Origin of the sequence: Protofrankia symbiont of Coriaria myrtifolia (assembly GCF_900634755.1) — a bacterium.
Lineage (GTDB): Bacteria > Actinomycetota > Actinomycetes > Frankiales > Frankiaceae > Protofrankia > Protofrankia coriariae.
Map to the genome: position 1 here is coordinate 1 of NZ_CAAAFS010000211.1, position 11,237 is coordinate 11,237.

The 11,237-nt window shown below is 73.2% G+C and carries 8 protein-coding genes and 1 pseudogene; 7 read left to right on the forward strand and 2 right to left on the reverse strand.

The window, feature by feature from the left end; translation table 11 throughout:
• Window positions 1–506: 506 nt before the first annotated feature.
• Window positions 507–2,006 carry an MFS transporter gene (locus CM1CMNOD_RS12025; RefSeq protein WP_013873900.1) on the reverse strand — a complete coding sequence of 500 codons (1,500 nt, stop codon included), beginning with the start codon at window positions 2,004–2,006 and terminating at the stop codon, window positions 507–509.
• 313 nt (window positions 2,007–2,319) lie between these two features.
• On the opposite strand from CM1CMNOD_RS12025, the pseudogene CM1CMNOD_RS23130 reads away from it, so the two are divergent.
• Window positions 2,320–2,895 (forward strand): annotated as a pseudogene (locus tag CM1CMNOD_RS23130) (TetR/AcrR family transcriptional regulator); the annotation flags it as partial.
• Between the two features lie 35 nt (window positions 2,896–2,930).
• Here CM1CMNOD_RS23130 and CM1CMNOD_RS12035 read toward each other — a convergent pair.
• The gene (locus CM1CMNOD_RS12035) at window positions 2,931–3,827 is read right to left on the reverse strand and encodes a thioesterase II family protein (protein ID WP_013873902.1); all 897 of its coding nucleotides are present in this window, start codon (window positions 3,825–3,827) and stop codon (window positions 2,931–2,933) included.
• 853 nt (window positions 3,828–4,680) lie between these two features.
• On the opposite strand from CM1CMNOD_RS12035, the gene CM1CMNOD_RS12040 reads away from it, so the two are divergent.
• The 6 genes from CM1CMNOD_RS12040 to CM1CMNOD_RS12060 all read left to right on the forward strand — a co-directional run.
• On the forward strand, window positions 4,681–7,566 hold the full coding sequence (locus CM1CMNOD_RS12040) for a type I polyketide synthase (RefSeq protein WP_207387490.1): 2,886 nt from the start codon (window positions 4,681–4,683) through the stop codon (window positions 7,564–7,566).
• A 58-nt stretch (window positions 7,567–7,624) separates the two neighbouring features.
• Window positions 7,625–7,945, forward strand: coding sequence for an acyl carrier protein (locus CM1CMNOD_RS22455; protein WP_207387491.1), 321 nt, complete (start codon window positions 7,625–7,627; stop codon window positions 7,943–7,945).
• Between the two features lie 324 nt (window positions 7,946–8,269).
• The gene (locus CM1CMNOD_RS12045) at window positions 8,270–9,046 is read left to right on the forward strand and encodes an SDR family NAD(P)-dependent oxidoreductase (RefSeq protein ID WP_013873904.1); all 777 of its coding nucleotides are present in this window, start codon (window positions 8,270–8,272) and stop codon (window positions 9,044–9,046) included.
• A 69-nt stretch (window positions 9,047–9,115) separates the two neighbouring features.
• Window positions 9,116–9,583: an ester cyclase gene (locus CM1CMNOD_RS12050; RefSeq protein WP_013873905.1), complete on the forward strand. Its 468-nt coding sequence runs from the start codon at window positions 9,116–9,118 to the stop codon at window positions 9,581–9,583.
• Window positions 9,580–10,056 (forward strand): nuclear transport factor 2 family protein, encoded by a 477-nt coding sequence (locus tag CM1CMNOD_RS12055; protein ID WP_013873906.1) that lies wholly within the window; start codon window positions 9,580–9,582, stop codon window positions 10,054–10,056. Before CM1CMNOD_RS12050 ends, CM1CMNOD_RS12055 begins: the two co-directional genes overlap by 4 nt.
• 310 nt (window positions 10,057–10,366) lie before the next feature.
• On the forward strand, window positions 10,367–11,237 hold an 871-nt coding region (locus tag CM1CMNOD_RS12060), incomplete at its 3' end, for a carboxyl transferase domain-containing protein (protein ID WP_278045206.1).

An 11,237-nucleotide genomic window follows, 5' to 3' on the forward strand; every position in this document is an offset into this window, starting at 1 on the left:
GGGTACCGGTGGCGGGAGTACCACAAGTGACGCTCCCGCCCAGGTGGCCCTCCCGCCCACGGAACACCGCTCACGCGGCGGTCCGGGCGGCCGTACCGGACAGGCCGGGGCTGTCCCGGAAAAGAACGGCGCTCCGGGAAGAACAAGACCACGGAAAGAACGAGGCTCCAGGAAACCGTACCGGGGATATCGGCGGCCATACCGGTATCTCGGTACCCGCTGTCCCGTCATCTCGGCGACAGCCCGGCCAGGCGGAGGAAGGGGCACGGGGCCGGTGAACACACCGTCCCGACTGCCACACCGTTCCGACTGCCAGGCAGCGACCGCCGACCATCAACCGCCGACCGCCGAGCGGCGCCACCGGCGGGCCGGCCAGCGGCCAGGGCCGGGGCCGGAGAACCGGGCGGAAAAACGAAGCCGTCCCCGCGGGCCAGCCCAGGAGGACCCGCGGGGACGGCAGCTGGGACAGGTCCGGTCGCGGCCCCGTCACCTTGTGCGGGTTGGTGTCACACGGGCTGGTGCTGGGGGTCGGCCGGCTCGCCCGGGGCGGATGCCGGCTGCCCGGCCGGTTGCGCGGCCGGCTGCCCGGCCGGCCGGGGCGTGCGGGCCAACGCGAGAGCCACCACAGTCCCGGCGGCGCAGATGGCAGCCGACACCCAGCCACCCACCCGCAGCGCGTCCACGACCCCGGTCGCGGTGGCGTCCAGCGATGCCGGCCCGTGCGGACGGGCCGTCACGACCGCGACGATCACGGCCAGCCCCAGCGCGGTGCCGATCTGCTGGAAGGTCGAGGCCAGGGCGTTGGCGACGCCCTGCTCGGCCGGTGCCACCCCGGCGGACGCGGCGACGAACACCGCGGTGAAGGCGACCCCACCGCCGATGCCCCACAGCAGCAGGCCGGGCAGCAGGGCCGGGTACGAGCCGTCCACCGACACCCCGGCGGTGACGACCGCGATACCGACGCCGCCGACGAACAGGCCCGCGGCCATCGTGGTGCGCAGCCCGTAGCGGGTGAGCAGGGTGACGGCCGCCGCGCCGCCCACCATCGAGATCACGGTGAGCGGGAGGAACGCCAGCCCGGCCTGGAGCGGGCTGAAGTCAAGCACGTTCTGCAGGTATGTCGTGAACAGGTAGTACTCGCCGGCGAGGCTGCCGACGAGCAGCAGCACCGCGAGCATCGCGATCACCAGTGTGCGCTGCCGGAACAGTCGCGGCGGGGCCAGCGGATCCCGGGTACGCAGCTCGACCAGGACGAACCCGGCCAGCAGGACCGCCCCGACGATGATCGAGGAGGTGGTGCGGGTGGCCGTCCAGCCGACCTCCGAGCCGGAGGCCAGGCCGAAGACGACAAGCGCCACACCGGCGGTGGCGATCAGCGCGCCGGGCAGGTCGAAGCCCTTCAGGCCGTGCGCCCGCGGCGGGTCCGCGGGCAGCAGGCGCGAGACGCCCAGCAGGGCCACGGCCGTGAGCGGGACGTTGACGAAGAAGACCGACTCCCAGCCGAACCAGTCGGTGAGCAGCCCGCCGAGCAGGGCCCCGGCGGCGAGCCCGCCGCTGGCCGCCACGCTCCACACCGCCAGGGCCTGGGTGCGTTCGGTGCCCTCCTCGTAGATGGTGTTGATGAGCTTGAGGATCGCCGGGAACAGCAGCGCGCCGCCGATTCCCTGCACCGTCCGCGCGGTGACGAGCACGCCGGGTGTCGACGCCAGCCCGCCGGCCAGGGACGACAGGCCGTATACGAAGAGCGCGACGGTGAAGACGCGGCGCGCCCCGAGCCGGTCGGAGGCGCGTCCGCCGAGCAGCAGCAGGCCGCCGAAGGCGACGGCGTAGGCGCTGACCACCCACTGGATCGACTGCGAGGTGAAGCCGAGCTCGACGCCGATGTCGGGCAGCGCGACATAAACGATGTTGTAGTCGACGGCGACGATGAACTGCGCGAACGCCAGCAGCGCGAGGGTGAGCCGGGCGCGCTGATAGGGCAGCCCGGGGGCTGCGGGGACAGTCATGGGGCGAGCCCCTTCCTCTTCTTCGGGTTCTTCGGTTCTTCGGGTTCCTCGAGGCGACGGCTGACACGGGGGACCAGCCCGGACGGACGGCGTGACGTGGGACGGCGCGAGGTACGGCGACGTGGGGCGATGACCGTCCGGGCCAACTGACGCGACAGTACGATGTTCAAAGACTACACGGCTATCAATGTTTGGCCGCAGCGTAGGAGACAAGCGCTGTAAACTGCCAACGGTGGAAGATCGCATGCTTCGGCGCCGTGACCGGCTACGCGCCGAGACGGTCCTCGAGATCAAGGCGATCGCACTGCGCCATATGGCCGACGGTGGCGCGGCAGCGCTGTCGCTGCGGGCGATCGCCCGCGAGATGGGCATGACCGCGGGCGCGCTGTACAGCTACTACGACACCCGCGACGACATGATCACCGCGCTGGTGACCGACATCTACACCTCGGTGGCGCGGCGCCTGGAGGCCGTCCGGGCCGCGGCGCCCGCCGACGATCCCGGCGCCGCCCTGGTCGCGGTGGCGATGGCCTACCGCGAGTGGGCCGTCACCAACCCGCAGGAGTACCAGCTCCTCTACGGCAGCCCCATCCCGGGCTACCGCTTCCCGACCGAGGGCGACGCGTCCTCGGCGGAGCAGCAGGCGTGCGGCGTGCTGCTGCGCCTGGTGGAGACCGCCTGGCCGGGCCTGCGGGAGCGGATGTCCGCGCCCGGGGCGGACCTGGACGGCACGGGCGCTGGCACGGACGACTACGACTGGTCCGACTTCACCCCGCCGTTCGCCGCGCTGGCCCGCGCGGCGGTCCCGGGCCTGCCACCGGCGGCCGTCGCGCTGTCGCTACGGATCTGGGGCCGGCTGCACGGGCTACTGGCACTCGAGATCAACGGGCACCTGCGGCCCCACGTGGCGGACCCGGCGACGCTCTACCGCGCCGAGGTGCGCGAGCTCGCCGCCTGGCTGGGGGGCTCCGGCACAGCGGGAGCCGGCACGGCGGACGCCGGTACCGCGGGGGCCCGCGCCGCCAGCTCGGCGCGGATGGCCGCGATGACCGGCCCGGGGTCCTCGGCCAGATAGAAATGCCCGCCGGGGAAGACCCGCAGGTCGAACCCGGCGATGGTGTGCTCCCGCCAGGCCTGTGCCTCGTCGAGGGTGACCTGTGGGTCGGCGTCGCCGGTGAACACCGTGACCGGGCAGGGGAGCACCGCGCCCGGCTCCGACCGGTAGGTCTCGACCGCGGTGTAGTCGGCGCGGATCGCCGGCAGGATCATCCGCAGGATCTCCTCGTCGCCGAGCAGCCGGGGGTCGGTGCCGGCGAGCTGGCGCAGCTCGGCGACGATGCCGGCGTCGTCCCGGCCGTGGACATCCTGCCTCTGGCGGTACCTCGACGGCGCGCGGCGGCCGGAGGCGATCAGGCGCACCGGGCCGTCCTGCCCGCGGGCCCGCAGACGCAGGGCGACCTCGAAGGCCACGACGGCGCCCATGCTGTGCCCGAAGAACGTCAGCGGCTCGCCGGCCCACGGCCGCAGGGCCGTGGCGATCCCCTCGGCGAGCCCGGCGATGCTGGTGACCGCCGGCTCGCCGAGGCGATCCTGGCGGCCGGGGTACTGGACGGCGAGCACGTCGACGCCGCGCCGGCCCGGGCCGGCCGGCGCGGACAGCTCCTGGGACAGCGGGAAGAAAAAGGGCGCCGAGCCGCCCGCGTGCGGGAAGCAGACCAGCCGCCTGGCGGGATCCGCCACCGGATGAAACCGCCGTATCCACAGATCGGCACCGGTACCGCTGCCAGTACCGTCGCCTGCGCTCACCCCGGGTCGCGTCATGACGGCTGGTGTCCTTTCCTGCCGGCGGCCAGCCGGGCCGGCGGATGACGCCCGAAAATACCCGGCCTGGTTTCCGTCATCCCTATCAGGGCTGCCATCGGGAAGCAAGACCGGCATCCGAGGAAAAGCCTCACAGAGGCCAACGTTTTATTCTCCGGGGCAGCTGGCACATAATATGGGCCGCACATCCCGTGTGAGCTGTACCACAATGACGGTAAGGGTCGACTAGGGGTATCGATAGGGGTTATCGCCGCGCGCTTTTCTGCGGACCATCTACATACTGGCCCTCCTGACGGACCGGTGGGTACCCAAGTACGGTTCGTCGCACGCCCGTAGGGCGGGCGCGGCCGGCAGCAGGCCGTGTCCGGACGCCCCGGTCAGGTGTGCGTGGACGGGACGAACGCGGAACACGTAGGCGCGGACGAAGACGAAAGGGTGTGATACAGCGTGCTACCGCACCGCTCCAGCCGCCCCCGCGCCGCACGCTGTCCCCACCACGGTCTCCCCTGCGCCGAGCGTTGTTGTCGCCTCGGGAACCCGCAACCGCGCTGACAGTCCCGGTGCCCGGGGCCGGCCTGACCGCGCGGCGGGGCAGGGCCGGCTGACCGCGCGGCCGGCCCGCCCGCCGCTCGAACGGCCCCCCGCCGTCACCCGTTCATCGAGATCCACACCATGCGGCTCGTCCCCGAGCCCCTCCGCGGTCCCCGGCAGCCACACCAGATCTTCCCGAAATCCGGGTCCCGGCACCGCGCGAAACAACGAACGCGATCGCGCCGCCTTCGGCCAGCGCGGCCAGCCGCCACCCCGGCATCCGGCCGCGCCGGCCGTTTACGAGAGGAAATGGACACCCAAGATGTCGCATGCCGAGACGCCGTCCGACATCGCCGTCGTCGGGCTGGCCGCCCGACTGCCCCAGGCGGTCGGGCCCGGGGAGTTCTGGCAACTGCTGGAGAATGCGCGCAGCGCCGTCACGGATGTTCCCGCCGGCCGCTGGGAGGGAATCCCGGACGATATCCGCCCGCTGCGCGGCGGTTTTCTCGACGGCGTCGCGGACTTCGACCCGGAGTTCTTCGGCATCTCGCCGCGCGAGGCGGACGCGATGGATCCGCAGCAGCGTCTCGTGCTCGAGCTCGGCTGGGAGGCGCTGGAGGACGCCCGCGTCGTCCCGGCCGCGCTGGCGGACACCCGCACCGGCGTCTTCGTGGGCGCCATCGCCAGCGACTACGCCGGGCTGGTCCACCGTTACGGTCTGAACGCCGTCACCCGGCACACTCTGACCGGGCTGGCCCGCGGCATCATCGCCAACCGGCTGTCCTACCTGCTGGGCCTGCGCGGCCCGAGCCTGACGGTGGACACCGCCCAGTCGTCGTCGCTGGTGGCGGTGCACCTGGCCTGCGAGAGCCTGCGCTCGGGCGAGTCGGAGCTGGCGCTGGCCGCCGGCGTCCACCTCAATCTCACCGCCGAGACGGCTGTCAGCGCGCAGCGCTTCGGCGGGCTGTCCCCGGACGGGCAGTGCTTCACCTTCGACGCGCGGGCGAACGGCTTCGTGCACGGCGAGGGCGGCGCGGTCGTCGTGCTCAAGCCGCTCGCGGCCGCGCTCGCCGACGGCGACCGGATCCACGCGGTGATCCGCGGCAGCGCGGTCAACAGCGGCGGCGCCACGGCGGGCCTGACCGTCCCGAGCGCACAGGCCCAGCGGGACGTGGTGCGCGCGGCGGCCAGCCGCGCCGGCGTCGACCCGCGCGACGTGCGCTACGTCGAGCTGCACGGCACCGCCACCGCGGTCGGGGACCCGATCGAGGCGTCCGCGCTGGGCGCCGCCTACGGTGTCGGCCGGCCCGCCGACGACCCCCTGCTGGTCGGGTCGGTGAAGACGAACATCGGCCATCTCGAGGGCGCCGGGGGGATCATCGGCCTGGTCAAGACGGTCCTCGCGATCACGCACCGGGTGCTCCCGCCGAGCCTGAACTTCGTCACGCCCAACCCCCGGATCCCGTTCGAGGAACTGCGGCTGCGCGTGGTGACCGCCCGGCGGCCCTGGCCGCACGACGACCGGCCGCTGCTGGCCGGGGTGAGCTCGTGGGGAGTCGGCGGGACGAACTGCCACGTCGTGCTGGGCGAGGCGCCCAGCGCACGGCCCACGGCGGCCGGGGCGGCCGGGGCAGCTGGGGCAGCTGGAGCGGCCGGAGGATCCGGGGCGGCCGAAGCCTCGTCGGTCCCGCCGGCGCGCGCCGGCGGCGATCGTGAGCCCGCGGCACACGCCGACGGTGGCCGTGAGCCCGCGGTACGCGGCGTCGTGCCGTGGGTGCTGTCCGGGCGTGGCGTGGACGCGGTGGACACCCAGGCCGGCCGTCTGCTGGCGCTGCTCACCGACCCCCCCGCCGGCGGCACCGGCAGCAGCGTTGAGAACGCTGAAAGCGGAGACGGCGGCGCCGACGGTAACAGCACCGGCGGCGGGGGCGATCCCGCGGACATCGCGCTGTCGCTGGCGACGACCCGGGCACGTTTCGAGGACCGGGCGGTGGTGATCGGCGCCGACCGGGCCGAGCTGTCCGTCGGGCTGCGCGCGCTCGTCGCCGTCGAACCGGCCGCGGGCGTGGTGCGCGGGTCGGTGGGTGAGCGCGGCAGGACCGTCTTCGTCTTCCCCGGCCAGGGCTCCCAGTGGGCCGGCATGGCCGCGGAGCTGCTGGACACCTCCCCGGTGTTCGCCCGCTCGATCGAGGCGTGCGCGGCGGCTCTCACACCCCATGTCGACTGGTCGCTGCCGGACGTCCTGCGTGACGCCCCGGGCGCCCCGTCGCTGGAGCGGGTCGACGTGGTGCAGCCGGCGCTGTTCGCGGTGATGGTCTCCCTCGCCGCGGTGTGGCGGGCCTTCGGTGTCGAGCCCGACGCGGTGATCGGCAGCTCCCAGGGTGAGATCGCCGCGGCGCACGTGGCGGGCGCGCTCACCCTGGAACAGGCCGCGGCCGTGGTGGCGCTGCGCAGCCGCGCCCTGGTCGATATCACCGGCCGCGGCGGGCTGGTGTCGGTCCCGCTGCCCGCGGCCGAGGTCGCCACGCTGCTCACGCCGTGGGCCGACCGCGCGGGCATCGGCGTGATCAACGGTCCGGACGCCACGGTCGTCTCCGGCGAGACCGGCGCCCTCGACGAGTTCGTGGCGACACTGACCGCGGCCGGTGTCGACGTCCGCCGGATCCCGGTGGAATACGCCTCGCACTCGCCGCAGGTCATCCCGGTGCGCGAGCGGCTGCTCGAACTGCTCGACGGCATCACCCCGGTGGCGGCAGACGTCGCGTTCTACTCGACCGTCACCGCTGGCAGGCTGCCCACCACCGAGCTGACCCCCGCCTACTGGTACCGCAACCTGCGGGAGACCGTGGACGTCGACCGGGCGGTGCGGGCGGCGCTCGCGGCCGGGCACGGCACGTTCGTCGAGATGACACCGCACCCGGTCCTCACCGGCGATCCAGCGGATCGCGGCGGACGCCGGCCCCGGGCACGCCGACACCCTCGTCACGGGCACGCTGCGCCGCCACGACGGGGGCCCCCGCCGGCTGCTGGCGTCGCTGGCCGAGGCGTACGTGCGCGGGGTCGACGTCGACTGGGCCGCGGCGATCGACCCGGCGGCGCGCGTGACGGACCTGCCCACCTATCCGTTCCAGCGGCGGCGGTTCTGGCTCGGGGGCGCGGCGGCCCGCCCGGCGCCGCCCACGGCGACACCGGCCACCGATCTACCTGATGTATCCATACCGGCGCAGATCTTTCCGGATCATGATACGGCGACCCACGGCACGGACGTGGCGGTACCCGCAGCGCCAAGAACGTCGTCCCCCGCCGGCCCGTCGCGGCTGGCCCGCCGGCTCGACGGGCTCACCCCACGGGAACGCGACGCCGTCTTGCTCGACCTCGTCCGCGCGGCGGTGGGCACCGTGCTCGGCCACACCGACCCGGCCGCGGTGAGCACCGGGCGCACGTTCAAGAATCTCGGCCTGGACTCGATCGCGGCGGTGCAGTTCCGCGGCCTGCTCGCGGCCACCACCGGGCTCCCGCTGACGCCCACACTGACCTTCGACCATCCGACACCCGCCGCGCTACGAGATCATCGACGTCCCCGGTGACCACTTCACCATCCTTGAGGAGGACACCGGGACGACCGCCGCCGCGGTGGCCAAGTGGCTGGCGTCGCTTGCCCAGGCGACCTGACCGGCCCATGAGCGGATCCAGCCCGCGCGCCGGGGCCCGGCCCGCGCGTCCCACACCGCGCGTCAGCCGGGCACCGGACGGGCATCAGCCAGGCAGCGCGCGGCACCGGCCGGGCATCGGGACCGGCCTCGCGGCGGACACCCCGGACGGCCCACCCGGCGGACCAGAAGCAGCGTGATCATTTTTCGCGCCGCCGACGGCCCCGGGTCACCAGTAGACAACCAACAGAGGGGACAAGCATGACACTTCCGGCAGTCGTCGTGACCGGCGCCGCCGCCGGGATCGGCCGGGCGACCGTGGAGCTGTTCGCCGAACGAGGCTACGGTGTCGTCGCCGTGGACCCCGACACGGCCGGCCTCGCCGAGCTCGAGGGCATCAAGAACGTCGTGACGCTCGAGGGCGACGTCTCCACCGAGAAAGCGAACGTCGAGGCGGTGCGGCTGGCCCTCGAGCACTTCGACCGCCTCGACGCCGCTGTCCTCAACGCCGGCATCGGCGGCGCGCCGCCGATCGAGGCTCCCGGGGCGATCGAACAGCTCGACCGGGTCCACGCGGTCAACGTGCGCGGCGCGGCGCTCGGCATCCGGGCCGCCGCTCCGGCGCTGCGGGCCGCCGGCGGCGGCGCCATCGTCGTGACGGCCTCCGGCGCCGGGCTGCGCGGCGACCCCTACACCTGGGCGTACAACGCCACCAAGGCGGCGGCGATCAACCTGGTGCGGTCGGCCGCGCTCGACTACGGCTACCAGGGCATCCGGATCAACGCGATCGCACCGGGCATCACCCTCACCCCGCGCACGGCGCCGGTGAAGCACGATCCCCGGCTGTTCGCGAACATCAACCGGCGGATCCCGCTGCGCCGGTGGGGCGACCCGCGCGAGCAGGCCCAGGTGATCTGGTTCCTCGCGACCCCCGAGTCCTCCTACATCACCGGCGCGGTGATCCCCAGCGACGGCGGCCTCAGCGCGAGTAACGGCTTCCTGCTGCCGCCGACGTACGACGGCGAGCCGATGCAGTGACACCGGCGCGGCAGCGCCCGACGCACGACATTCACGCGAGAAAACGGCATGTATGAAAGGGAACGATTTATGACCACCACCGACCAGCACGCCGGGACGGCGACGGCCGTCGCGGCGGACAGCCCGGACAGGCTCCAGGCGAACAAGACGATCGCCCGACGCCTGTACGAGGAGATCGTCAACGAGGGCCGGCTGGAGCTGCTCGACGACTTCCTCGCCGAGGACGCCAGCCGGAGCACCGGCAGTGGCACGTTCGGCCGCGACAGCTTCGCCAGCCACGTCACCGACCTGCGGCACAACGTCACCGACCTGAAGACCACCGTCACCGACATCGTGGCCGAGGGTGACTGGGTCGTGGTCTTCTGGCGCATCCAGGGCGTCCACTCCGGCGAGGTCTGGGGTGTGCCCGGCACCGGGAACGCCATCGACGGCACCAGCATCAGCCTGATCACGTTCCATGACGGCAAGGTCGTCGACTACGTCGTCACCCCGGACCGGCTCACCATCCTCCAGCAGCTCGGCGCGATCCCGGCATGAGCCGCAAACTGTCGGCCGCCGACGTCGCCGAGATCCACCAGACCATCGCGCTGATCGCGCACGTGTACGACAGCCGCGAGCTCGACGCCCTGCCCCTGATCTTCACCGACGACGTCGAGATCGAACTCGGCTACGGCGAGGGCGTCCACCTGCGCGGGATCGACGCCGCCCGGGAGCTGTTCGACCAGCGGCAGCCGGACGGGGCGGACCACCAGACGGTGAACACGCTGATCCTGACCGACGCGGACGGGACCGTGCGGACCCACAGCCGCTACATCGCGCTGCGGTCGGACGGGACGACCACCAACGGCGACTACCTGAGCGTCGTCGTACACACCGAGCGGGGCTGGCGGATCGCGTACTTCCGCAGCGTGCTGCGCTACCCCCTCGAGCCTGAGGCCGGCCCCCGGCCGACGGCGGTCACGGACGAGTGGCGGCCGACCGCCGACCGCCTCCCGGTGATCGTCGACTGATCTTCGCAGATCCCGTCCAGCACGCTCCGCGCGGCCGGGCCCGGCCCCGGCGGCGAGCCGCCCGGTCCGGCCCGTGCCGGGGCGGCCACCCGAGCCCCGCGGGGCGTGCTGGTCATGTTCGTCGTTCGTCGTGCTTCGTCGTTCGTCGTTCGTCGTGCTTCGTCGCGTTCACCGTTCGTTGTTGCCCGCCATCAATCGGCTGTCCGCCACCCACTGGCTGCCCGCCGTTGGTCGTTAGTCGTTGTTCGTCATTCATCGTTGTTCGTCGAACCCGTCGGATGCGCCGGGGTTCGCCAGGAGGAGGCTGGAGATGACAGGGTTGACGGCTCGTCCCGAGGACGCCGTTGCCAGGATCGCTCTTCCCAGGCCCGCCGCCGACGACATCCAGGCCGATCGGCGAGCCCCCGCGGCACGCCTGTCCCACCTGCTGGACACCGGCTCCGTGACCGCCCTGCACCCCGACGACGACACCGGCGTGCTCGCCGTGCGCGGCCGGATCGACGGCGCCCCCGTCGTCGCCTACTGCACCGACGCGACGGTGATGGGCGGCGCCCTCGGCCTCGGCGGCGCCCGGCACATCGTCGACGCCATCGACACGGCGGTGCGCGACGGCCAGCCGGTCATCGGACTGTGGCACTCGGGCGGCGCCCGGCTCGCGGACGGGGTCGAGTCCCTCGACGGCGCCGGCCGGATGTTCGCGGCCATGACCCGGGCCTCGGGCAAGGTGCCGCAGATATCGGTGGTGCTCGGCCCGGCGGCCGGCGCCGCCGCCTACGGCCCCGCGCTGACCGACATCGTGATCATGTCGACGTCCGGTCGGATCTTCGCGACCGGGCCCGACGTCGTACGCAGCGTGACCGGTGAACAGATCGACATGGCAGATCTCGGCGGCGTCGACGCGCATGGCCGCCGCTCCGGCGTCGTCCACGTCACCGTCGACACCGAGGACGACGCGTTCGCCCGGGCCCGCCGGATCACCGGGCTGCTCACCCGGCCCGGCCGTTTCGACCCGGACACGGTGAACGACGGCCGGGACCTGCGCGAGCTGCTGCCCGCGACGGCGCGGCGCGCCTACGACGTCCGCCCGCTACTGCTGGAGATCCTCGACAGCGCCGGGCCATGGAACACCTTCGAGGAGCTGCAGCCCCGATGGGCGCCCAACATCGTCATCGGTCTCGGCC